The sequence below is a fragment of the Gordonia sp. NPDC003429 genome (assembly GCF_053588575.1).
Map to the genome: position 1 here is coordinate 1 of NZ_JBSFQF010000003.1, position 23,765 is coordinate 23,765.

The 23,765-nt window shown below is 67.2% G+C and carries 23 protein-coding genes and 1 pseudogene; 3 read left to right on the plus strand and 21 right to left on the minus strand.

Features of this window, described 5'->3' with window-relative positions:
* Positions 1-92: 92 nt before the first annotated feature.
* From ACWDSI_RS05280 to ACWDSI_RS05315, 8 genes are all read right to left on the minus strand, one after another.
* Positions 93-326 (minus strand): hypothetical protein, encoded by a 234-nt coding sequence (locus ACWDSI_RS05280; RefSeq protein ID WP_449755885.1) that lies wholly within the window; start codon positions 324-326, stop codon positions 93-95.
* 892 nt (positions 327-1,218) lie between these two features.
* Positions 1,219-1,848 (minus strand): MFS transporter, encoded by a 630-nt coding sequence (locus ACWDSI_RS05285; RefSeq protein ID WP_449755886.1) that lies wholly within the window; start codon positions 1,846-1,848, stop codon positions 1,219-1,221.
* A gap of 29 nt (positions 1,849-1,877) precedes the next feature.
* The gene (locus ACWDSI_RS05290) at positions 1,878-2,066 is read right to left on the minus strand and encodes a hypothetical protein (protein ID WP_449755887.1); all 189 of its coding nucleotides are present in this window, start codon (positions 2,064-2,066) and stop codon (positions 1,878-1,880) included.
* Between the two features lie 118 nt (positions 2,067-2,184).
* Complete coding sequence (locus ACWDSI_RS05295) at positions 2,185-3,267, minus strand: ABC transporter substrate-binding protein (protein WP_449755888.1); 1,083 nt, start codon at positions 3,265-3,267, stop codon at positions 2,185-2,187.
* A 28-nt stretch (positions 3,268-3,295) separates the two neighbouring features.
* The gene (locus ACWDSI_RS05300) at positions 3,296-4,165 is read right to left on the minus strand and encodes an ABC transporter permease (protein ID WP_449747391.1); all 870 of its coding nucleotides are present in this window, start codon (positions 4,163-4,165) and stop codon (positions 3,296-3,298) included.
* Complete coding sequence (locus ACWDSI_RS05305; RefSeq protein ID WP_449756033.1) at positions 4,162-4,863, minus strand: ABC transporter permease; 702 nt, start codon at positions 4,861-4,863, stop codon at positions 4,162-4,164. The genes ACWDSI_RS05300 and ACWDSI_RS05305 overlap by 4 nt, the downstream gene beginning before the upstream one ends.
* A gap of 100 nt (positions 4,864-4,963) precedes the next feature.
* Positions 4,964-5,818, minus strand: coding sequence for an ABC transporter ATP-binding protein (locus ACWDSI_RS05310; protein WP_449747390.1), 855 nt, complete (start codon positions 5,816-5,818; stop codon positions 4,964-4,966).
* A 99-nt stretch (positions 5,819-5,917) separates the two neighbouring features.
* Positions 5,918-7,219 (minus strand): DNA polymerase III subunit delta', encoded by a 1,302-nt coding sequence (locus tag ACWDSI_RS05315; RefSeq protein WP_449755889.1) that lies wholly within the window; start codon positions 7,217-7,219, stop codon positions 5,918-5,920.
* 171 nt (positions 7,220-7,390) lie between these two features.
* Here ACWDSI_RS05315 and ACWDSI_RS05320 point away from each other — a divergent pair, with 171 nt between their 5' ends.
* A complete protein-coding gene (locus tag ACWDSI_RS05320; protein WP_449756034.1) occupies positions 7,391-8,896 on the plus strand; it encodes an adenylate/guanylate cyclase domain-containing protein in 1,506 nt (501 codons plus the stop codon).
* A 52-nt stretch (positions 8,897-8,948) separates the two neighbouring features.
* On the opposite strand, the pseudogene ACWDSI_RS05325 reads toward ACWDSI_RS05320, so the two are convergent.
* The 6 genes and pseudogenes from ACWDSI_RS05325 to ACWDSI_RS05350 all read right to left on the minus strand — a co-directional run bounded on the left by ACWDSI_RS05325 (position 8,949) and on the right by ACWDSI_RS05350 (position 14,706).
* Positions 8,949-9,877, minus strand: a pseudogene (locus ACWDSI_RS05325) (cytochrome c oxidase assembly protein).
* Between the two features lie 18 nt (positions 9,878-9,895).
* On the minus strand, positions 9,896-10,153 hold the full coding sequence (locus ACWDSI_RS05330; RefSeq protein ID WP_449755890.1) for a hypothetical protein: 258 nt from the start codon (positions 10,151-10,153) through the stop codon (positions 9,896-9,898).
* 43 nt (positions 10,154-10,196) lie between these two features.
* Positions 10,197-10,496 (minus strand): hypothetical protein, encoded by a 300-nt coding sequence (locus ACWDSI_RS05335; RefSeq protein WP_449755891.1) that lies wholly within the window; start codon positions 10,494-10,496, stop codon positions 10,197-10,199.
* Between the two features lie 23 nt (positions 10,497-10,519).
* On the minus strand, positions 10,520-13,591 hold the full coding sequence (topA, locus tag ACWDSI_RS05340) for a type I DNA topoisomerase (RefSeq protein WP_449755892.1): 3,072 nt from the start codon (positions 13,589-13,591) through the stop codon (positions 10,520-10,522).
* Between the two features lie 177 nt (positions 13,592-13,768).
* The gene (locus ACWDSI_RS05345; protein ID WP_449755893.1) at positions 13,769-14,356 is read right to left on the minus strand and encodes a hypothetical protein; all 588 of its coding nucleotides are present in this window, start codon (positions 14,354-14,356) and stop codon (positions 13,769-13,771) included.
* A 146-nt stretch (positions 14,357-14,502) separates the two neighbouring features.
* On the minus strand, positions 14,503-14,706 hold the full coding sequence (locus ACWDSI_RS05350) for a cold-shock protein (protein WP_005171662.1): 204 nt from the start codon (positions 14,704-14,706) through the stop codon (positions 14,503-14,505).
* Positions 14,707-15,081: 375 nt separating this feature from the next.
* On the opposite strand from ACWDSI_RS05350, the gene ACWDSI_RS05355 reads away from it, so the two are divergent.
* Both ACWDSI_RS05355 and ACWDSI_RS05360 read left to right on the plus strand, forming a co-directional pair.
* Positions 15,082-17,439, plus strand: a complete 2,358-nt coding sequence (locus ACWDSI_RS05355) for a DEAD/DEAH box helicase (RefSeq protein WP_449755894.1) — start codon at positions 15,082-15,084, stop codon at positions 17,437-17,439.
* Between the two features lie 4 nt (positions 17,440-17,443).
* Positions 17,444-17,992 (plus strand): hypothetical protein, encoded by a 549-nt coding sequence (locus ACWDSI_RS05360; RefSeq protein WP_449747385.1) that lies wholly within the window; start codon positions 17,444-17,446, stop codon positions 17,990-17,992.
* Positions 17,993-18,028: 36 nt separating this feature from the next.
* On the opposite strand, the gene ACWDSI_RS05365 is transcribed toward ACWDSI_RS05360, so the two are convergent.
* From ACWDSI_RS05365 to ssd, 7 genes are all read right to left on the minus strand, one after another.
* Entirely contained in the window at positions 18,029-18,400 is a 372-nt protein-coding gene (locus ACWDSI_RS05365; RefSeq protein ID WP_449747384.1) for an Rv3654c family TadE-like protein, read from the minus strand.
* Entirely contained in the window at positions 18,397-18,741 is a 345-nt protein-coding gene (locus ACWDSI_RS05370; RefSeq protein WP_449747413.1) for a TadE family type IV pilus minor pilin, read from the minus strand. Before ACWDSI_RS05370 ends, ACWDSI_RS05365 begins: the two co-directional genes overlap by 4 nt.
* A 40-nt stretch (positions 18,742-18,781) precedes the next feature.
* A complete protein-coding gene (locus ACWDSI_RS05375) occupies positions 18,782-19,018 on the minus strand; it encodes a DUF4244 domain-containing protein (protein WP_449747383.1) in 237 nt (78 codons plus the stop codon).
* A gap of 93 nt (positions 19,019-19,111) precedes the next feature.
* On the minus strand, positions 19,112-19,726 hold the full coding sequence (locus tag ACWDSI_RS05380; RefSeq protein ID WP_449747382.1) for a type II secretion system F family protein: 615 nt from the start codon (positions 19,724-19,726) through the stop codon (positions 19,112-19,114).
* The gene (locus tag ACWDSI_RS05385) at positions 19,723-20,589 is read right to left on the minus strand and encodes a type II secretion system F family protein (RefSeq protein ID WP_449756035.1); all 867 of its coding nucleotides are present in this window, start codon (positions 20,587-20,589) and stop codon (positions 19,723-19,725) included. Before ACWDSI_RS05385 ends, ACWDSI_RS05380 begins: the two co-directional genes overlap by 4 nt.
* Positions 20,589-21,761, minus strand: coding sequence for a TadA family conjugal transfer-associated ATPase (locus ACWDSI_RS05390; RefSeq protein ID WP_449747381.1), 1,173 nt, complete (start codon positions 21,759-21,761; stop codon positions 20,589-20,591). The genes ACWDSI_RS05385 and ACWDSI_RS05390 overlap by 1 nt, the downstream gene beginning before the upstream one ends.
* A complete protein-coding gene (ssd, locus tag ACWDSI_RS05395; protein ID WP_449747380.1) occupies positions 21,758-22,819 on the minus strand; it encodes a septum site-determining protein Ssd in 1,062 nt (353 codons plus the stop codon). The genes ACWDSI_RS05390 and ssd overlap by 4 nt, the downstream gene beginning before the upstream one ends.
* Between the last annotated feature and the right edge of the window lie 946 nt (positions 22,820-23,765).

Sequence of the window (23,765 nt, forward strand, 5' to 3'; positions counted from 1 at the left end):
GGTCGACCCACACCGTCACCAGCTACCGTGAGAACCCGGTCCCCGCAAACGCTGGAACCAACTAACCGAGCCTCCAGCAAACCCGGGGCGATTCACCCCTTCCAGAGGCGTTCGGTTGTGCGCTCGATGTGCCCGGCTACATCGGCGAGTTCGCTCATATCTACATCGACGAGCTCGACTCGGCGTCCTTTCGACTCGGTGACCACCCACCGGGACGACTCCGGTGTCGGCACCTGGGCTGCTGTCGACACCATGCGCCGGGCGACGCCGTCAAGGCTTTCCACGCGGTCACCCCACCCACCAATCACATCGAACTTCACGGTCATCCTTTCGGTGGTATCAGTTTGACTCGGATACGGTCGCCGAGCCCGAGTGGATCGATCTCGCGCTGGACGCCTTCGGCCATCTTCGGCTCCGCATCGGCGCATCGACCTCATACCTACCCGCGCGGGTACAAGGTCCTCGAATTACGAAGTCTCGGAAACCTGATTCGCCGCCTCGCTAAGCTGGATGTGCGGAGATCGCGCCGTGCCAGTGACCTCAGACCGGACTGACAGCACGTTCCCCGGGCACCGAGAGGGGTATCCGCCATGGGACACCTGACATCGTCAAGACATTCGAGCGTGAAGGTGGCGATCGCGTCGGTAGCCGCGTGTGGCGCACTGCTCGGCGTGGCGTCGACTCCGGCGGCGCACGCGGCACCCCCGAAACCGGCACCTTCGAAACCGGCGCCATTCATCATCGACACCATCGCAGCCGGGTTCACCATCGCCGCATCGACGACGACTGCCCCTCGTGACGCGACATCATGCTCTCTACTGGTGATGCCGGGCGGGCTGAACTTCGGATGGCGACCCATACCCACCCAGCCCCCCCTGGAAGGAGACGGGCCCAGCGATCGCCAGGCCAGGACAAATGTGCTCTTCCCATTCGCGTACCGGGTGCAGATGCAGTGCAACACGCCCCACGGGGTGGCCTACTCGAATCAGCAGTGGGTCAACATCCCGGGGCCGCTGTACATCTAGACATCCAGGCGGCATCTGGCCGGCCGCGTCCACCCCGTAGCGGAGCCGATCACTCGGCACCTGCCGCGACCAACTGCGCCCGGCGCCGCACCGACACCAGGTATCCCGCGACCACCAGTGCGATGGCGACGATGCACAGCACCACCACGACGGTGCTCGCCGACCAGGCGTTGACGATGATGGCGGCGAATGCCTAGATCAACACCACCGGATACGCGGGCAGGACCGCGCCGTAGCCGATGGTGACGGCCAGGCCGACGACGACCGCGCCGATCAGGAAGATCAGCTGCCAGCCCAGTGCGGCCGGGTCGGCGACGGTCTTGCCGAAGTCCGACGCCCAGTTCAGGAACACCGCCGCGGTGGCCCAGCTCGCATAGATGCCGACCGTCACCCGGACCATCGTGTTCACCGGACCCGCCTGCTCGTCGGCCGGGCCGGCGGCGATCCGCGCCGCGTCGAGCAACACCACCGCCATCACGGTGAGCAGCACCGAGGTGACCCAGGTCCAGTTCGCCGCCGACACCACCAGCCACAGGGCTGCGGCCGCGCAGGCCACGGCGATGTCGATGGCAAGCCGCCGGGCCGAGCCGGTTCCGGTGGCCCGGTACTTCACGAACATCGCGCCCACCACGATCGTCAGCACATAGATCACTGCCCAGATGGCGAACGCGTAACCGGCCGGGCTGATCAGCAGATCGACGTCGGAGCTGTTGGGCTGGCCACCGAACAGGGTGAGCGGGATCGATACGGCCGCCGCCTGGCACACGGCGAGGACGAGCACGGCCCACGCGAGAGAACCGGGAATTCGCGACATGACGGACATGGACCCGAGTCTACGGGCGCCGCCCGCCCCTATTTCTCGTCGGAGGTCGAGGTTGCAGGGTCGGCAGCGGCCGCGTCGTCACCGGGCGTGTCGTCCTCGGCGGGTTCGTCGGCGAGCGGATCGTATCCGGGCACACCCTCGAGCACCGTCAACTCGTTGTCGATCGCGGCCTCGACGGCTTTCGCGTCTTCCTTGATCTTCTTGATGAAGTCCGACATCTGTGCTCCTCGCGGCAACCCTGGGCTGCACGGTTGATCCCACCGTGCTTTTCCCTCACCCTACAATCGCCTCAACCCTACAATCGCCGTCACCCACAGGGCGACGCCGCGACCGTCCCTACGCCTTCTTCAGCCCCGGGTTCTCCTGGTAGACCTCGTTGATCAGCGACATGTCGAAGATCTGATCGGCTTTGAGGTTGTAACCCGCTTTGGCGAGCGCCTCCATGTTCTGCTCGATGAGGGCGTCGGTCATGGTGAGCAGACCGTTGGCCTTGGTGTCGGCGGAGATCACCAGCGCGTTCTGCGCGATGGCCTCCTTGGTCTGCTCGCCGAGGTCCATGTTGAGGTCCTTGCCGTACTTGGTGACGGCCAGGTTGGCCGAGCCCTGCGGATCGGCGACCGCGTCGTACCAGCCCTGGATGTCGGCCTTGAGGAATGCCTTCACCTTGTCGCGTTCGTTGTCGATGGTGTCCTGGCGCACCACCAGCGTCTCGGCCACCAGCGGCAGACCGAAGTCGGCGAACAGGAAGTTGGTGTTGGCAAAACCGCTCGCCGCCAAGGTGATCGGCTCGTTGGTGATGTAGGCGGTCCAGCCGTCCACCTCCCCCTTGGTGAGCGGCGTGGGATCGTACTGCACGGTGATCTTCTGGACGTCGGATTCTTTCATCCCGTTGGCGGTGAGCAGCGCCTTGAAGACGTTCTCGTTGGAGGCCTGCACGCCGATCTTCTTGCCCGCCATCTCCTGTGGGGTCCTGATCGGCTTCCCTGCCGACGACACGATGCAGAACGGATTCTTCTGATACGTCGCCGCCACGCTCATCAGCTTGGCGCCCTGCAGGATCACCGGCGCGGTGAGTTGCGGTGCGGTCATACCGATCCACACCTTGTTCGACGTGAGCCCGGTCTCCACACCGGTACCCGCACCACCTCCGGTGATCAACTGGGGTGTGCCGACGCCCGCATCCTTGAAGTAGCCCTTCTCCAATGCCCAGTATTCCCCGGCGAACTCGATGTTCTTCTGCCACGAAAGCTGCACCTTGGGATCGGTCGACGACGCCCCACTCGACGAGCTGCCACCACTGCTACAGGCGGCGAGCACCCCGGACACACCCAGTGCACCTGCGGCACCTCCGGCCATCATCGAATACCGCAGGAAAGACCGTCGATCCACAGCGACGCGGGGTCCGGGGATGTTGCTCATTGATGATCCTCTCGAGTTGTGACTGAATTCAGTTCTGTTGCATGCCCATCTGGGCGAGCACGATCGATTCGATGACGCCCACGATCGCGTACAGCACGATCGAGGAGACGGTGATCACCAGCACCGAAGCCCACAGTTCGTTGTAGGCGGCGGCCGGTAGGGCTTGTTGCAGGGTGGCGCCCAGACCTTTGTTGGTGCCCAGCCACTCGGCGACGGTGGCACCGATGAGCGCGCCGGGCACCGAGATCTTGGCCGCACCGAACAGCGAGGGCACCGCCGACGGAATCGCCGCGCGGCGCAACGCCGTCCAGCGACCGCCGCCGTAGACCGCGATGACGTCGTTGATGTGGCGGGGCGCGTTGGCCAGCCCGGTCATGATCATCACCAGTGCGGGAAAGAACACGACGATCCCGCCCATCACCGCCACCACCGCGACACCCCTCCCGACGACCAGGGTGATCAGCGGGGTCATCGCCACCAGCGGCACCGACCGCAACAGCATGGCGATGGGCATGAAGGTCTGCGCGGCCGGACGCGACACCACGAACACTGCTGCGGTGAGCAGTGCCGCCGTCATACCGGTGACGAAGCCGATGGCGGCGTCGGTCAACGTGATCCAGAGATTGTCGACGATCTCGGCCCGCGCCTGCGCCGACTCGGGTTCGGTGAACAGAAACTGGAACACCTGCACCGGTGTGCGGCCGATGATCGGTCCGATGTCGGGAAAGGCGAGCAGAAACAGCCACCAGATCACCAGGATCAAGACGAACGACATCAGCAACGAACCGAGGAATTTGGCGATCTCCCACGCCAATCCGCCGATGTTCGACCCGTTCTCCTCGGTGGCCGGCGCGCCCGCCGCGGACACGGGCACGATGTCGGTGGTCGACGCGCTCATCCCAGCACCGCCTGACCCGACGCCCAGCGCGTGGCGAAACGCGCGATCACCGCAACGATCGCGTAGCCGATGCCCGCGACGGCGCCGCTGATCAGGGCGATGGCCCACACCTGGGGGATGTCGCCGCGTTGCTGCGCGACGATCATCGCCGGTCCCGCACCCTTGTCGGGCATGGCGAGGAACTCGCCGAGTACCGCGCCCAGAACCGCGGCGGGAGCAGCGATCTTGATGGCCGCCAACGTGTTCGGTATCGCCGCGACCGACCGGACCCGCCACAGCTGCGCGAATCGTCCGCCGCCGTACACCTTGATGAGGTCGAGACTGCTCGCGTGCGGGGAACGCAGCCCGGTGAGTGTGCCGATCATGGTGGTGAAGAAGACCGAGATCGCGGCGAGGAAGACGATCATGGTCTGCACCTGGGCGAATGCCACCTGAACGATCGGTGCCACGGCGATGATCGGGGTGCAGTAGGAGATGATGGCCAACTGGGTGGCGAGACCCTCGACCGGTGGGATCAGGATCACCAGGACGGCCAGCAGGATGGCCAGGCCGTTGCCCCACAAGAAGCCGCGGAACGCGAGTTCGATTGTGGCCGAGAAGTTCTCGGTGTAGAAGGCGGTACCGGTGTCGGCGATGGTGGACAGCACCGCACCGGGCGTGGGAATGGTTCCGTGGAACCATTGCATTGCGCCGGCCATCCACCACAGCAGGATGATGCCCACGATGCCGACGACACCGCCGAGCCAACGGTCGGCCGCCGGCACGAACCGGGTGGCCGAGGTCCGACCCACCGCGACGCTAGCCACTCGCCGCCTCCGCCGCCTGTGCCCGCTCCTCGGCACGGGTACCGAAGAGCAGACCCGACAAGTGGTCGTGGATGGCGTGGAATTCAGGCGTGCGCATCATCTCGGGAACGCGGGGTCGCGGCAGGTCGATGGCCACCATCTCGATCACCCGGCCCGGACGGGGACTCATCACGGCCACCACGTCGGAGAGGAACACGGCCTCGGCGATTCCGTGGGTCACCATCAGTGTGGTGGCCGGCTTCTCGGTCCAGATCCGGAGCAGTTCGACGTTGAGGCGCTGGCGGGTCATGTCGTCGAGGGCGCCGAACGGTTCGTCGAGCAGCAACGCCGTGGGGCGCACCACGAGAGCACGGGCGATCGACACACGTTGGCGCATGCCGCCGGAGAGCATCGCGGGTTTGGCCTTCTCGAACCCCGTGAGTCCGACGAGGTTGATGAGATCGGCGACGAGAGCGTCGTCGGACGGCATCCGCCCCACCTGCAGCGGCAGCTTGATGTTGGATTCCACCGACCGCCACGGCAGCAGAGCGGAATCCTGGAAGGCGATCCCCAGGGAGTGGGTGCGCTGCAGATCCAGCGGCGACTGGGCGTTCATCAGCACCGTGCCCGACGTGGGCTCCTCGAGCCCGGCGAGGATCCGCAGCACGGTCGACTTGCCGCACCCCGACGGCCCGAGCAGCGAGAGGAAGGTGCCCTCCGAGGTGCGTAGGGTCACGTCGTCGAGCGCGGTGGTTGCCGACGACCCGCGCACCGACCTGGAGGTGAACGTTTTGGTGAGCCCCGAGATGTCGAGGCCCGTACCGAGCGGCCTCGTCGACGTTCCCGGCGCCCCCTGGCCCGATGTCATGTATGGCGACGCTAAGCGGCCGGTGTTGCTGTCGGATTAACGATGCGTAACCCCGGTTGTCACGGGCTATTCATGCAGGCAGACAGCGTGGATCGCGGCTCATCGCGCGCGCATCGCCTGCCCGATGGTGGCCACCATCGCGTCGACCGCGAACTTGGGCTTCACGTTCTGATCGAGGACCTCGCGGCAGTGCAGAACGGCTTCGACACAACGCAGCAGTTGTTCGGGGGTGGCGAAATCGGCCATCGGTGCGACCGTATCCGCGGCCTTGTCGGGGTGCATGGGGGTGACGTGCGCACCCACCGAGACCACCAGGGCGTCGCGGTAGAGGGCGGCGAGGTCGACCAGCGCACGGTCGAGGACGTCGCGGCCGACCCGGGTGGCCCTCGACTTCTGGCGTTTCTCGAGGTCCTTCAAGGCTCCCGCGGTGCCGCGGGGGGCCCGCGCGGTGCCCTTGCCGGTGCCGCCCGCTCCGAGCGCCGTCTTCATCTCCTCGGTCTCGGGTTCGTCGAGTTCGGCGCTGATCGCCTTGGCCGCGGCGTCGGCCGAGCGCACCAACTGCTCGGCAGCGGCATAGGCGGTCGAATCCCGGGTGGCGGCGCGGGCCAGGCCCAGCGCCTGTTCGCGCTGCTCACGGGCGTCCGGGTCGGTGGCCAGGCGTTTGGCCCGGCCGATGTGACCGCCACACACCGACGCCGCCCACTGCGCGGCCTCGGTATCGATGCCGTCGCGTTCGATGAGAACCCGCGCGATGTCGGGGACCGACGGCGTGGTCAACGCGACGTGCCGACAGCGCGAGCGCAACGTCACCGAGATGTCCTCCGGATCCACCGAGGGTGCGCACAACAGGAACACCGTGCGCGACGGCGGTTCCTCCACCACCTTGAGCAACGCATTCGCGGCCTGTTCGGTCAGGCGGTCGGCGTCCTCGACCACCACCACCTGCCAGCGGCCCGTCCCGGGACGACGAGACGCCGCCTGCACGATCTCGCGCATCGAATCCACCGAGAGACTCAACCCCTGCGGCACGATGTGACGCACGTCGGCGTGGGTCTGCGCCATCACGGTGACACACGCGCGGCACTCACCACACCCGATGACGTCGGGACTCTGACATTGCAGCGCCGCGGCAAAACAGGTGGCCGCCACCGATCTGCCGCTGCCGGGCGGTCCGGTGAACAGCCACGCATGGGTCATCGAGGCACGCGCACCGGCCTCGGGCGGATCGAGGGCACCGGACGGGGCACCGAGACCTTCGAAGGCCCCCGCCGGCATCAGCGCCGCCGCTGCGTCAGTACCGCCGTCGAGCCGATCGGAGAGCACGCGGGCCGCACGTGCGGCGCCGGTCAACTCTTCGGCGATGGCGTGCTGACCGATCAGGCGATCGAAGACGTTCGTCACACCGCCAGGGTAATGCGCAGCGCAGACACGTCCCGGTGGACAACGTCGTTTAACAATTGCAAGCAGCCAGCTACCTTTGACCTCGTGGTTGAACGTCGGTCTCGGTGGTCGCGCGCCCTACATCTGGGGCGCTGGCTGATCCGTACCCCGTGGCCGATCCTCGCCCTCGACATGCTGCGGGCCAATCTCGTCGGCGCGCTGTTCACGTTCGGCTTCCTCCGCTTCGGCATGCCGGCCCAGGATTCATTCCGATTCGACGAGATCACCGCTCTCAATCAGGTCATCTTCTTCGGCTATCTCGTGATCGCGATGATCGTCGGCGGGGCGCTGAGTATCCAGCTCAGTCTGCCGGTGCTGGTGTGGCATCGACGACGTACCCGCCTGGACAACGAGACCGCGCGGACGCGTGCCCTCAAGCTGCCGGTGCTGCTCTCGGCGGTGAACGTCGGCCTGTGGCTGATCGGCGGCATCGTGTTGACCGCGGTGAACTTCACCGCCTCGCACAAGAACGCGTTCATCGTCGCCATGGCCAGTTGCATCGGCGCGCTGGTGACGTGCGTGTTGAGTTTTCTGCAGGCGGAGAAGGTGCTGCGGCCGATCACGGTGGCCGCCATGGCCAACAACCCCGACGACGCGATCGCACCCGGCGTGACCACGCGCATCGCGGTGTTCTGGGTGATCAGCGTGGTGGCGCCGATGGCGGTGATCGTCGGGCTGATCACCCTGCAGCGCATCCATTTCATCGAGACCGACGCCGAGGGCCTGATGCGGCCCATCCTGTGGATGTCGCTGTCGGCGCTGGCGTTCAGCCTGCTGGCCATCGTGCGGGTGGTCCGCGCCATCAACGACCCCATCAAGCAGCTGCGGCGCGCCCAGGCCAAGGTCAGCGAGGGCGATCTGGACGTCGCGGTCAAGATCTACGACGGCAGCGACATCGGACTGTTGCAGGCCGGGTTCAACGACATGGTCGCCGACCTGCGCGAACGCCAGACGCTCCGCAACCTCTTCGGCCGCTATGTCGGCGAGGACGTCGCCCGCAAGGCGATCGAGACGGGCACCGAACTCGGCGGACAGGAACGCTACGTCGGGGTGCTGTTCGTCGATATCGTCGGGTCGACGCGACTGGCCGTCAACCGCCCTCCCCGCGAGGTGGTGGAACTGCTCAACGAGTTCTTCCGCGTCGTGGTGGCCATCGTGGGTCGCCACGGCGGCTTCGTCAACAAGTTCCAGGGCGACGCCGCGCTGGCGATCTTCGGTGCGCCGCTCGATCTCGACGACTTCGCCGGCAAGGCCCTGGCCGCGGCGCGCGAGATGCGACAGGAGCTCTACGAAGTGCTCGGCGACACCGACATCGGCATCGGGGTGTCGGCGGGCAAGGCGATCGCCGGGCACATCGGTTCGGAGAAGCGGCTCGAGTACACCGTCATCGGCGACCCGGTGAACGAGGCGGCCCGACTGACCGAACTCGCCAAGGACGAGCCAGGACGAGTACTCGGATCGGCTCGCGCGGTGTTCCTCGCGTCGACCGCCGAGGCCGAGCACTGGGAGATCGGCGAAGGCGTCGAGTTGCGCGGGCGCGGCATCGAAACCCTGTTGGCCCGACCGGATCCCGTGCCCGCCGTGTCGTCCTTACCGTCGCCGGGCATCGAGAACGGTGAACGATTCGGCAAACGGTGATGGTGTAGCGCCACCGTGTGCCGAATCGTTCACCGTTTGCGCTTGGTCACCGTCAGCGGAAGCGGTTCTCGAACCGCGGATCGCGCTGCCACCACAGTCCGTCGTCGGGTTCATCAACGGTCCGACGTGAGTGCGCGCGGGATTCGGCGACGTCGAGCTCCGCGTCGACCCTGGCTTCGATGTCACGCTCGTCGGCGCGGAACCGACCCAGCAGCAGCATCAGGAACGGCAGCCCGACGACGTCACCGAGAATCCAGAACACGCCTGCTCCGATGGTCTGATCGGTGCGGATCGAGGGTCCCCAGGTACGGTGCAGCCCTTCGTAATACGACGCAGCGACCACTGATCCCTGCCAGAGCACCACGCCCAGCACACCGTCACCCAGGGTTTCGACGAGCGTCACCAGCAGCGACGTCACCTGTGGGTAACGCCGCGGCACCGGATCGATCTGCAGGCGCGCATAGAAGTACCCGAAGCCGATGATGATCAACAGGATTCGGGTCACCGCATCGCCCCGTGGTGGGCGAGCAGCGCGGGATACCACGGCGTGAGGTAAGTCAGCCACGGTGTGACGAGCAGACCCGCCGACGTGGTGATCGGGTGCGCCAACACACGAACACGTCTGCTCGCGAACACTCGGGCGCCGGCCGCGCGGAGATACCCCGGCGACGCGTCGCGAAGCACCGCGACCGGGGTGCCGAGGGCGAGGAGTAGGGGTGCAACCATCAGCAGCAACACGAACTGCAGTGCACGGACCCAGAACAAGACGTCGCTGTAGACGCCGACGAAGGACGATCCCGCCACCACCCACATCGCGCTTCCCGCACCGAACAGCGCCAGGCGGGCCACCGGTGTCGGCGTCCGACGCCACAGGAGCGCATATGCGGCAAAAGCGGCACACGGCAACAGGATCGACGGCAGGTCCCACCGCCACGAGGTGAGTGCGGTCTGCAACGTCAACGGGACGTCGACTGCGGTCACCTCATCGAGTGTGGCCCATCAGTCGCTGCGACGCGAACGGTACTTCTGCCAAACGAACCCGACGAGCCCCAGGCCGACGATGATGAACGGTATCGACGGCAGCATCGCGGTGAACGACAACAGACCGAGCATCACCTCGACACCGATGAAGGCGCTGGCGCTGAGGTAGATGCGCCAACTCAGCGCGGTCAGCACCACCCCGAGATACGTGACATATCCGGCGATTCGGGCATAGGTCGAGCGAATGTAGTCAAGCGTGGATGAACACGTGGACATGACAAAGGGTCCTCAACGTGAAAAGTGACAGTGGAGGGGCGACTCACGCCGGCACTGTCGGTGCACGCGGACGCGGACGGCCGGAGCCGTCGGGATGATCCGGATCCAGAACGTCGAGTACGACGGTCGGCGGCCGAGGCAACCTGATTCCGCTGCGGTACAGCGAGACCGGGATTCGACGATGTGCCCGAACCGCGAGCACCGCTGCCACCGCGGTCAGGATCAGGAGCCCGGTGAACACCAGATCCGACGCTGGGACCGGCATCAGTGACGCCGTCAGCGGGGAGGTCAGCGCGGCAGCCCACACCGCCAAAAAACCGATCAGTGCGCGGCCGGACTCCATCGCTGTCAACTAATCCTCAGAGTCTAGTCCTCAGAGTCCCACGGAGGGTCTGCGGCAGCGGTTTCCTTGGCCGGGGCCTTCGTCGCCGGTGTCTTCTTCGCGGTGGTCTTTTTGGCTGTGGTCTTCTTGGCAGCTGTCTTTTTCGCCGCAGTCTTCTTCGCTGCAGTCTTCTTGGCAGCTGTCTTTTTCGCTGTGGTCTTCTTGGCCGGAGCCTTCTTCGCCGCCGCCTTCTTCTTGACCGGTCCCCGGGCACGACGGTCGGCGAGCAGCTCCATCGCACGCTCGGGCGTGATGGTCGCGACCTCGTCGCCCTTGCGCAGGCTGGCGTTGGTCTCACCGTCGGTGACGTACGGACCGAAACGGCCGTCCTTGATCACCATCGGCTTCTCGCTGACCTCGTCGTTGCCCAGCTCGCGCAGCGGCGGCGCGGCGGCCTGCCTGCCGCGACGCTTGGGCTCGGCATAGATCTTCAGCGCGTCATCGAGAGTGATGGTGAACAGCTGGTCCTCGCCGGTCAGCGACCGCGAGTCGGTGCCCTTCTTCAGATACGGCCCGTACCGTCCGTTCTGCGCGGTGATCTCGTCACCCGACTCCGGGTCGACGCCGACAACCCGCGGCAGCGACAACAACTTCAGCGCATCGTCGAGGGTGACCGTCGCGATGTCCATCGACTTGAACAGCGAGCCGGTGCGAGGCTTGGGTCCGGCCTTCTTGGCCGCCTTTTTCGCTGTCTTCTTCGCGACGGTCTTGGTGGCGGCCCCGCCACCTGCCGGGGTCTCGTCCAGCGGAACCACCCCGCCGCCGGCATCCCCGTCACGAGGAGTGGGTCCGGCCGGGATCGTCGCGGGTGCACCACCCGACCCGTCCTCGTCGTCCTCGTCGGGCAGGATTTCGGTCACGTATGGCCCGAACCGGCCCTCCTTGACGACGATCTCGTGGCCCGTCGCCGGGTCTGTACCGAGGGTGCGGCCCTCTTGCGGGGTGGCGAACAGCTTCTCCGCCACCGCGAGAGTCAACTCGTCGGGAGTGATGTCGGCGGGCAGGTTGGCACGCTGCAGATCCGGTTCGGCGCCGTCGTCGGCAACGTTACGTTCGAGGTAGGGCCCGAACCGACCCACGCGCACATAGACCGGGCGCCCCTGCTCGTCGTCGAAGAGGCGGATCGAGTTCACCTCGCGGGCATCGATCTCCTCCAGATTCAGCCCGACGAGCTTCTTGAGGCCACCGTGCTTGGCGATGTCGGAATTCTCGATCTCCGCATCGGTTTCCGCGCCGGGCGCCTCGTCGCCGAAGTAGAACTCCGTCAGCCAGCGGGTGCGATTCTCGTTGCCACTCGCGATCTGGTCGAGGTCGTCCTCGAGCGCCGCGGTGAAGTCGTAGTCGACGAGGTTGCGGAAGTACGCCTCCATGAGGCCCACCACCGCGAACGCGATCCACGACGGCACCAGGGCGTTGCCCTTCTTGACCACGTAACCGCGGTCCTGGATGGTGCCGATGATCGACGCATACGTCGACGGCCGCCCGATGCCGAGTTCCTCGAGCACCTTGACCAGCGACGCCTCGGTGTAGCGGGCCGGCGGGTTGGTGGAGTGACCGTCCGCGGACAGGTCGGTGGCGGTGAGCTCCTGACCCTCACGCAGTTGCGGCAACCGCGTCTCGGCGTCGTCGGCCTGGCCACCGGTGTTCTCGTCGACCGTCTCCACGTACGCCGACAGGAATCCCGGGAACGTGATGGTGCGGCCCGATGCGGCGAACGTGCATCGCTCGCCGCTGCTCGCGGTACCCGCGATCCGCAGGCTCAACGTGGTGCCGCGGGCGTCGGCCATCTGGGAGGCCACCGTCCGCTGCCAGATCAGTTCGTAGAGCCGGAACTCGTCGGCCTGCAGTTGCGCGGCCACCTGGCCGGGAGTGCGGAACGACTCGCCCGCCGGGCGGATCGCCTCGTGTGCTTCCTGCGCGTTCTTGACCTTGCGGTTGTACTGGCGCGGGGTGGGGTGGACGAAGTTGTCGCCGTAGAGTTCACGCGCCTGAGCACGGGCCGCGTTGATCGCCGACTCGCTCAGCGTGGTGGAGTCGGTACGCATGTAGGTGATGTAGCCGTTCTCGTAGAGCCGCTGCGCGATGCGCATGGTGCGGTCCGACGAGAAGCGCAGTTTGCGCCCCGCCTCCTGCTGCAGGGTCGACGTCATGAACGGCGCGTAGGGCCGACGTGTGTAGGGCTTTTCCTCCACCGACGTCACGGTCATGCCGGCGCCGTCGAGCGCCTCGGCGAGCGCACCGGCCCGGGCGGCGTCGAGCACCACGACACCGTCGGCGCGCTTGAGGGCACCCCGGGCGTCGAAGTCGCGGCCGGTGGCAACGCGCGCGTCGTCGACACCCACGAGGCGTGCGGTGAACGAGCGCGGCGACACGTCGGGTCCGGCGTCGAGAGTGGCGTCGATGTCCCAGTACTCGGCGGAGACGAACGCCATCCGCTCACGCTCACGTTCGACGATGATGCGGGTGGCCACCGACTGGACGCGGCCCGCCGACAACTTCGGCATGACCTTCTTCCACAGCACCGGACTCACCTCGTAGCCGTAGAGGCGGTCCAGGATGCGGCGGGTCTCCTGCGCATCCACCAGGTCGATGTCGAGGTCACGGGGGTTTTCGGCGGCGGCCCGGATGGCGGGTTCGGTGATCTCGTGGAACACCATCCGCTTGACCGGGATCTTCGGTTTCAGCGTCTCCAGCAGATGCCAGGCGATCGCCTCACCCTCGCGGTCACCGTCGGTGGCCAGGTAGAGCTCGTCGACATCCTTCATCAGCGACTTGAGTTCGGACACCGTCGACTTCTTGTCCGGCGACACCACGTAGAGCGGTTCGAAGTTGTCGTCGACGTTGACCCCGAGGCGCGCCCAGGGCTGTCCCTTGTACTTGGCCGGCACGTCGGCCGCACCTCGGGGCAGGTCGCGGATGTGTCCGCGCGAGGACTCCACCACGTAGTTCGACCCCAGGTATCCGGCGATCTTGCGCGCCTTGGTCGGCGACTCGACGATCACCAATCGTCGAATCGACTTACCCCCCGCGGGTGCTGTGGTGCTGGTGTCGGCCAACGGGTGTCCTTCGTCTCTGACCTGCCCCGCGCGCGGTTTTCGCACGCCGGAGCGAGATCTGTTCTCGTCTGAGGTTTGTACCTTATGTATAGCGTCCCGTGCACATTCTGATTTCGGTCAACCACCCCGACTGTGACATATTCCGCTGACCGGAGGACAAAAGCGCAGGTCCGGGGATCAGAATTCGTCTGCATGCGGCCACGCCGACGCCGCGTCGGCGTATTCCGGCGGTTCACCGACATATTCCAGCAGACGGGCCAGGCGCCTGCGGCCGGCGATACGCAAGGCATGGGAATGGGTGCGTGTGCCCACGAGAGTGGGGGCGATACCCGCCCGCATCAACGCCGTGGCCAGCGGAGCATGGGATTCGGGGGCGTGCGGGTCGAGACCGAGCAGGTAGCGATCGCCGTCGCGGCGTCCCGAGGCCAGCACCCACATCCGCAGTGCCCGGCCGGTGGGCACCCAGGTGGCGGGCATGGCCTTGACCGCACCCCGTGACCAGGCTCGATGCAGCGCGGTGAGCCGTGGGGTGGCTTCGGTTCTCGCGAGCGGGGTGCCCTCGTCGGACGCGGTCAGTTCGGCGACGAGCCCACACTGCCGGATCGCCTCGACGATCGCCTCGGCCCGCCACGCGTCGCCGACAACGATGGAGATGCGGGAACCCGCGTCGGACACCGACGACTGACCGTGCGCGGCGAGCAGACCGGTGAGGTCGTCGATCGCCGGCTCGTCGATCTCCGCGGAGAAGAACGCCAACTGCGCCACGCAACGAGACTACTTGCCCGCACACCCGCCGGGCGGCAAACACGGCGGGTGCTCACGCGAGCGAGAACACCCCCCGACAACACACCGCTCCCGCCCTCGTGAGGGCGGGAGCGGTGTGTTCAAGCTCTGTGAGGAGCCGCGTGGTCTCAGACGGCGCGGACGCCCGTCGCCTGCGGTCCCTTGGTGCCCTGACCGACCTCGAACTCGACCCGCTGGTTCTCCTCGAGGGTACGGAATCCATTGCCCTGGATTTCCGAGTAGTGGACGAACACGTCGTCATTGCCCTCGTCGGGAGCAATAAAGCCGAAGCCCTTCTCCGCGTTGAACCACTTCACAGTTCCCTGTGCCATTCCTGCAATCCTTTTCATACATTCAAACTGTCCCGACACGCTGGTCACGTGTCGTGGCCGGTCTTACCGCCATACCTCGGAGAACGCCGATGGGAGAGTTCGTGGACGAACACCGCTCCGCCTGACAACTTCAGTACCACGGCTGCAACCCGATCCCGCACGATCACCGCGTAGAGCGATGGCCACCCGGGAGCTGCGGCCCAGATCAGTCAATCACGTTCGAGCCGCAAAGGATAGTCACTGCAACCACACTGAATGAAAGCCTCGCAGATTTCAGCCGAACGACATCGGCAGGTAACATCACCTGAGCTCGGACAACCCCTCACCATGCGCCACCCCGGCGGAGCCGGTGTCGTCCGTTCGGATCAATTCACGATGCATCCTCACACCTTTGGCACCGACCTCCTCCAGCGCTCCCTCGCCGGCACCGATCCGGACTTGAGTCCGCTCACCCATGTGTCGGTGATCAGTTCTCGCGCAGCAACTTTCACCCAATGGCCAACCTGGGTGCCCGATCCGGTGCGCGACGCGTTCGCCGCAACGGGCATCGAGCGGCCGTGGAGCCACCAGGCCACCGCGGCCGATCTCGCCTTCGCCGGTCACCACGTCGCGATCTCCACCGGAACAGCGTCCGGCAAGTCGTTGTCGTACCAGATGCCGATTCTGACCACACTTCTCGACGACCCACACGCGACGGCCCTCTACATCTCGCCGACCAAGGCGCTCGGCAGTGATCAGATCAAGGCGGTGGCGTCGATCATCTCCGGTCGTCCGGCGTTCTCGCATCTGCAGCCGTGCGCCTACGACGGTGACACCGATCCGGATCTACGGCAGTGGGCGCGCGCTCATTCCCGCTGGATCTTCACCAATCCCGACATGCTGCACGTCGGTATTCTCTCCGGCGCAACCACGCCCGGCGCCGGCTTCACCGGCGGGGCCGCGGTTCCGGGACGATGGCGCCAGTTCTTCCGGCATCTGCGATATGTGGTGGTCGACGAATCACATCATTACCGTGGTGTATTCGGCTCGCACACAGCGCTGATCCTGCGCCGACTGCTGCGCCTGGCGCGCGCTGCGGGCGCCGACCCCACCGTCATCGCCGCGAGCGCCACCTCCGCAGACCCCGCGGCCACCCTGACCCGACTCATCGGCGAGCCTGCCGTCGCGGTGACCGATGACGGCGCACCGCGCGGCGAACGCACTGTGGCACTGTGGGAGCCACCTTTCGTGCCCGGAATCACCGGCGAGCACGGTGCGCCGGTACGACGGTCGGCGGGTGCCGAATCGGCGCGGCTGCTGGCCGATTTCGTCATCGAGGGGGCCCGTACCCTGTGCTTCGGTCGCAGTCGTCGCGGCGTGGAGGTGACAGCGCTCAGTGCCCGTAACCTGTTGTCGCACAGCGCTCCCGATTTGGTCGAGAAGGTGGCCGCCTATCGCGCCGGGTATCTCGCCGACGATCGTCGCCGGTTGGAGGCGTCGATCTCCACCGGCGAACTGGTCGGCGTGGCCACCACCAACGCGCTCGAACTCGGGGTGGACATCAGTGGGCTCGATGCGGTGATCGTGGGCGGCTACCCGGGGACCGTCGCGTCGTTTTGGCAGCAGGCGGGAAGGGCGGGCCGCCAACGGGAGTCGGGCGATGCCCTGGTGGTGCTCGTCGCCCGCGACGATCCGCTCGACACCTACCTGGTGAATCATCCCGAGGCGCTGCTGGCCACCCCGGTCGAGGCGACGGTGATCGATCCGACCAATCCGTACGTATTGCGCCCCCATCTGCTATGCGCGGCATCGGAGTTGCCGTTGCGCGACAACGAGATCGAGGCATGGCGAGCACATGATGCGGTGGCCGCGCTGGCCGCCGACGGGCTACTCAAACGTCGCAAGGCCGGCTGGTATCCGGCGGCGGGTGTGGACCCGTACGCCGACGTCGACATCCGTGGCGGGTCCGGCGCGCAGGTGCTGATCGTCGACCACACGTCGTCGCGCCTGCTGGGCACGGTCGACGCCGGGCGTGCGCCGTCGACCGTCCATCCCGGGGCGGTGCACATCCATCAGGGTGAGTCGTATGTGGTTGACGAACTCGATCTCGACGACGGCCTGGCGCTGACGCATCCGGAGGAGCCGGACTGGACCACGTCGGCTCGGGAGACCACCGAGATCGCGATCACCCGGGTGATCGAATCCGTCGATCGGGGTCCGCTGACCGTGTCGCTGGTGGAGGTGGACGTGACCCACCAGGTGGTGGGGTATCTGCGCACGTTGCTCACCGGTGAAGTGCTCGACGCGGTGGAACTCGACATGCCGCGGCAGACGTTGCCCACCCGCGCGGTGATGTACACGCTCACCCCCGAGGTGCTCGCGGAGGTCGGCATCGACGCTGTGCGGATGCCCGGATCGCTGCACGCCGCCGAGCACGCCGCGATCGGCATGCTCGGACTGGTGGCGACCTGCGATCGGTGGGATATCGGGGGCCTGTCGACCAACCTGCACCCCGACACCGGACTGCCCACCGTATTCGTCTACGACGGATATCTGGGCGGTGCGGGGTTCGCCGAGCGTGGCTTCGAGGCCTTCGCCACCTGGATCGACGCCACCCGAGCCGCGGTGGCCGACTGCCGGTGTGAGAGCGGGTGCCCTTCGTGCGTGCAGTCACCCAAGTGTGGCAACGGCAACGATCCTCTCGACAAACCCGGCGCGGAAACCGTGCTTTCCCTACTCGCTGAGCGATACTGAAACGATGCATGACGCGTTTTCCGGACGCGCACGGCCCGTCCGGGACATCAGTACGGCCCGAGCCGCCTTCTTCATCCTGGCCCGGCCCACCGAGACGCCCGACCGGTTTCCGGCCACGATCGGTGAGCCCGACGTGTTCTTCAGCGAGGAAGAGGCCCTCGACGCGCTCGACGTGCACTTCGCGTGGTGCCACGCGCGGGTCGCCGAGTTGGGCAGCGCCGTCGAGTCCGCGCAGTGGTATCTGCAGAGCGCGATGGTGGGGCCACGACTCGCCCCCGCACTCGGCGAGGTCTACCTTGCCGCCACCGACCGCGGCACCAACGAGACCTGGGCGGCGGCGGGCGGTTTCCTCACCGAAGGCGAACTGACGCACTGGTCGCCGTTCGTGCACGCCGTGGCGCCGATGGTGTTGGGAGGACGTCACAGCGATGCCCTGACACTGGCATACCGCGGCGACACGGCCGTGCATTTCCATCGGCTGTGGTTCGCGCCGATGCACTCCGCTCGCGTCTATCCGCGCCCGATCATGCTCGACGAGGAGAGCGCCGGCTGATTCCGGCCACCGGCCGAACCTCCCCCGGCACCGCGACTACTCGACCGGACCCGCCCGGGCGTCGGCGGTGGCATATCGCTGCCCGAGCGCCCCGAGGCTCACCGGTGCGCGCACCGTCACCACCACATCCTCGCCCGTGATCCGGCACCGCGTGAGGATCACCTCGGGGCGCTGCGCCCGGGTGACCTCCTGCGCCGCCAAACACGGATCTGGTTGGGCCGCAACGTGTTGGACAGCCGCGGCCAGTGCCGCCAGATCGGCAGCCGACTGAGCGCGATGTCGCGCCAGGACGGCGGCGCCGACGTAGATCACCAGCACGAGGATGGCGGCGAGACCCGCGATGACGCCTGCCGCCGCCACCGTCGCATACCCGCGCTCGTCGCGGACGAGTGCGGCGCCCGCCGTCATCGGTGCACTCCCGGAGCGAAGTCGACCTGATCGTCGGCGTCGGGTTCGGGGGCCGCGACGGCACGCGCCGAGAGAGTCAGTCCCGGCAACAGCGGTGCCGCCCGCCGCACCTGCACCACGATCCGGTCGGGCTGCTCGGAGATCGAGATCTGCGCATCGTCGCCGGCGATCCGCTGCCCCGCCGACCCGGGTGCCGCGTCGCCCGCGGCAGCGAGTCGGGCCACCTCACGCGCGGCGTCGGTGCATCGGATCTGCGTGGTCACCGCGGTGATCGCGGCCACCGCGAGCACCACCGTGATGACGATTGCGGCAATGGCGTACGCGCCTTCGACGGTGACCATGCCCTCGTCGTCGGCCGCGAGACGCCGCAGCACGCGCACCTCAGCCCACCGACGTGTTGAGCGCCTTGTTGATGATGCCGGTGAGCGCGCTGACGATGTTGTCGCCGCTGATCACCGTGTAGAGGACGGCACCGAACGCGGCCGCCGCAATGGTGCCGATGGCGTACTCTGCGGTGCTCATGCCTTCGTCGTCGGCCACGAGACGGGCGGTGGCCTCGGTGACCGAGTCCAGCCCGGACCGGATCCGACTAATGATGTCATTCGTGTTGTGTGTCATGGTTTCTGACCTTCCTCATCGGGGGTGTCGGTGAATACTTGGACGTGCCGGAACGGCGAAAGGATCCGCGCTCGAGCTCATCGATGCCGGATCTCACAGTCCGCCGAGGGTGACGCGAGCGAGCCCGATCACCACGGGCACGATGCCGAGGCACACGAAGGCCGGGAGAAAGCACAACCCGAGCGGACCGCTGACCAAGACGCCCGCTCGCTCGGCGCGGGCGAGCGCGTCGTCGTGGGCCGCGCGTCTGGTGTCGGTGGCCAACTCGGCGACCCCCGCCGAGAGTGCCGCGCCGGAACGTGCCGAGCGTCGCGCAAGCATCGCCAGATCGTCAAAATGGTTTGCGCCCAGGCCGTTCGGATCAGACGCGTGGTCGGTGAGTGCCGCCGTCCAGGCTCGCTGCGGTTCCGCACCGAGTTCGAGAAGCTCGGCGGCGGCCGCCAACGGCGCAGCAAGCGAGGTGGGCGCCGTCGCGGCAACCGCACGCGCCGCACCGGGTACCGGCAACCCTGCACGCAAACACACCGCGAAGAGGTCGAGAGCTGCAGCAACGGCAAAGGGATCGTCGCGACGCCGAACACCCAGCCAGCGCGCTTTGCGCGGCGGCGACGCGGGTGGATCAATCACCCGGTACATCGTCCATCGAGGCGCCGGAAGCACCAGCAGTGCGGCGGCCACGAGCGTGAAAGCTGCTGACAGAGAGGTCATCCGGAGAGCACCTTGTCGGTGATGCGTTCGGTCCACACAAGGCCCGCCGCAGCAAGAGCGGTGCCCACCACCAGCAGGATTCCGCCCAACCCGCCGCCAAGCAGCACCCGAAGCGGGTTCGCGCCGGTCGCCTGTCCCAATGCGATGCCCAGCAGCGGTAGCCCGGCCAGCACCGTGGCCGTCGCCCGCGGCCCGGCCAGTCCGGCGCGGGTGCGATCGACGAATGCGCGCCGCGCCGCGAGATCGTCACGGACAGCCGCGAGCAGTTCGGCCATCGGCACGCCGTGTCGGTCGGCGGTGTGCCATGCCACCGCGATCCGCTGCCAGGATCGGTCCCCCGCGTCGTCGCCAGTGTGGGATTCACCGCCCGTGTGGGATTCACCGCCCGTGTGGGATTCACCGCCCGTGGTGGCCGCCAGACCACCCATGACATCACCGCCGAGCTCCGCGCGCCCCGCGAGCATCAGGAGAGCGCCGGAGATCTCGGCGCCATCATCCTCGCGCGCAACGATCTCGGACGCGGCCACGGCACATGCACGTGCCGGCGGAGTCCCCACCGACAACTCCGCGATCATCAGCGCGAGTGCGGTGAGCAGGTCGTCGCGCTCGCGGTCGTCTCGGGCGAGGGCGCGACGCCGACGCATTCGCCAACCGATCACGCCCGCCACGATCGACGCCGACACCGCAGCGGCCAGGCCACTGAGCACGAGCGCGGCCACCGGCGCCGCGCCCGCGAGCATCCACCGGAGACCGGTGCTGCCGCGCCGGTCATCGCGGTTCGCCGGAGCGCCGAGGCGGTGTTCCACCCGGCTGCGCGGCCACCACAGCACCGCGACGGCGAGCGTCAGCGGGACCAGCGCGATCACCGGCCCGCCACCATCTCGTCGAAAGCAACACGGTGATGTGTGAAACCACTGTCCCGCAACCACATCGGCACCACGTGTACCTGCCCTTCCGGATCACGGACGAGCAGACCGATCTCACCGAGTCCACGCGTCCCGTCGGCGGTGCGGGTAACCCCGAGCACCACCTGGACCGCGGCACCCAGTTGCGAATGCAGGGCCACCCGATTCATGCCACCCAGCGCGGCAAGTGCTTCCATTCGCGCCGGAACCTCGGCAGTGGAGTTCGCGTGCAGCGTGCCGCCGCTGCCCTCGTGTCCGGTGTTGAGCGCGGTCAGCAGATCGATCACCTCCGCACCACGCACCTCGCCGACGATGATGCGGTCGGGTCGCATACGCAGTGCCTGACGCACCAGCACCCGCACCGGAACCTCGCCTGCGCCTTCAACGTTCGCGGTTCGGGCCACAAGGCGCACCACGTGCGGGTGGTTCGGGGTCAATTCCAGCGCGTCCTCCACGCACAGCACCCGATGCGCCGGGTCCATCGCGCCGATCATCGCATTGAGCAGCGTCGTCTTTCCCGATCCGGTACCGCCGACGATCAGGAACGCCAGCCGAGCCGACAGGATGGTGGCCACCGTGTCGACCACCTCGTCGGGAATGGCGCCGGATGCGATGAGTGCATCGAGATCCTTTCCCGCGGTGCGTAGTACGCGCAGCGAGATACAGGTCCCGTCGGCGGCCAGCGGCGGGATGACCGCGTGCAGGCGAACGGTGTAACCCCGGCGACCGAGGTTTGTGAGCTGCGCGTCGACCCACGGCTGCGCATCGTCGAGGCGACGGCCCGCGCCCAACGCGAGGCGACCGGCGAGCCGTCGTACCGCGGCATCGTCGTCGAAGGTGATGCCGGTGGGCCGCAGCCCGCGACCACGATCCACCCAGACCCGATGCGGGCCGACGACGAGGACGTCGGCGATGTCGGGTTCGGCGAGCAGTTCCTCGAGCCGTCCCGCGCCGGTGAGTTCGGTCTGCAGGCGTCGTAACGCCGAGAGCAGGTCGGTGTCGCCGAGGACGCCTCCGGACTCGGCGCGAATGGCGTCGGCGATCACGGCCGCGGTGGGCTCGGCGGAATCGGCGGCGAGCCGATCCCTGACCCGGTCGATCAACGCGTCCTCGCCGCCGAGGCCGGTCATGCCGCCACCGATCGGCTGCGAGTGAACCCACGATGCACGGCACGAGCCGCCCGACCCAGCGGAGTGCGTGAACCGATGTTCAGTTTGCCCACCTCGAGCCGTGCGGGCAGACGCGGGTCGGGGCGATACGCAGCCAGCAGCGGCACTCCCACCGCCGACGCGATCTGACTGGCCCGCAGACCTCCGGGCGCCGGTCCACGCACCGCCAATTCGACTGCGGCACAAGAGTTCAGGACTCGATCGACGACGAGGCGGGCAGCGGCGCACCCGGCGACGGTCGGGGTGGTGACCACTACGGTGAGATCGGCCGACTCGGCGACCGCGCGGATGACGGGTGTGTCCGCGCGCGGGAGGTCGACGATGACCAGGTCGCCGTGGGCCCTGCCGGCATCCATTGTGGCCAGCACCGCATCGGGTGCGATCGGACGCACGTCGTCGCGGCGTCCGGTGAGCACCGACAGCCGATCGTCGACCCGCGGGAGCGCGTTGCGCAGGGCTGCGCCACTGACCGTCCCACCTTCGAGAGCGAGATCCTGCCAGCGCAGTCCGGGTCTCGATTCGATGCCGAAGAGCAGGTCGATCCCCGCACCGAGCTCGTCGAGGTCGAGCAGCAGCACGTGGGAACCGTCGTCGATCGCGGTGAGCGCGACAGCCGACGCGAGAACCGAGGCACCCGCCCCGCCATGGGCGCCGATCACAGCGAGGACGCCACCGGGATGCATGCGCGGCAACCGGATGTCGCTCAGCGTGCGCACCAGATGTTCGTCGTCAACAGGCAGCACCGCGGCATCGGTGGCGCCGAGATCCATCGCTGCCCGCCACACCGGCGCGGCGGGCTCGCCGTCGGACACGAGCACCACACCCGGACGACGGGGAAGCGCCGAATCGAGCAGAACCTCCACCGCCTCGGCATCGAGCGTCACCGCGCGCGCCCGCAACCACTCACCACGGCATGCATGCGCGTCGCCGACCAGCATTCGATAGCCGGCAGCGGCGGCGCATCGCGCCACATCGTCGTGAAGATCGGCGCTCACCAGCGCCAGCAAGTCGTCGGACATGCCACCAGCATCGGACCGGGAGGCCGTCGTGGGCTCTCCGCGACCGGTCGCCGCCGCGAATCTGGGGACCAATCGGAGTCTGTGCATCGCGCCAAACGCCACCGTCGAGCGTGCCCACAATCCCGTCGAGCGTGCCCACAATCCCGTCGACCGTGCCCAAACCGCGGCCGCTGGGCACGCTCAACTCGGAAGTGGACACGCTCAACCCGGAAGTGGGCACGCTCAACCCGGAAGTGGGCACGCTCAACCCGGAAGTGGGCACGCTCGACGGTTTTGGCCCCAGACAGAGGACAACCCCGGCCAGGGGGGGAGGAGGCCGGGGTTGTCTGCTTTCAGCCCCGGGGGGTCGGGCTGAAAGGGGACCGACATAAAAGCCAGTCACCAAGAATTATACACCGCCCCTAAGTAGTTGCAAGCTGCACTAACAATCCCGATCCACCCTCCGAAGCGAGAAAACGAAACCGGGCCATTCGCCCCTTGATTGTGACGCGCATCACGGTGTACAACAGAATCAGGAAACCTCGGAAGGCAAAGTTCGATCCGGAAGAGAAGGGCCGAGCCCCCAACCGAGCACTTCCCAGCACGGGCGGCAAGCACCCACGCGGAGCGCGCCGCAATAAGGCAGAAGTGTTGTGCGCCTGCGACATCGCGAATCCATCGAGTATCTCCGGACACGGCAGCGCCCCCGCGCCCCACCATGTTGTCCGACAACCGTCGTCGACGGGAGTCGTGACTGGGCCGAAAGTGGCAGCGCGACGAAGGAGACCAACGGACGGAATCGCGGTCAATCGCCGAGGCGGTGACCACAACCCACCTGAGCACGCTTGGTAACTTGGGTCCGTGCTACGCGGGCGGCAGACCTGCCACATGGCAGGCCGGCCGCCCGCAGTGCTGTGCACTCAAAAAAGCTCAGTGCTGTGCACCCAAAACCTCAGTGCTGTGCACT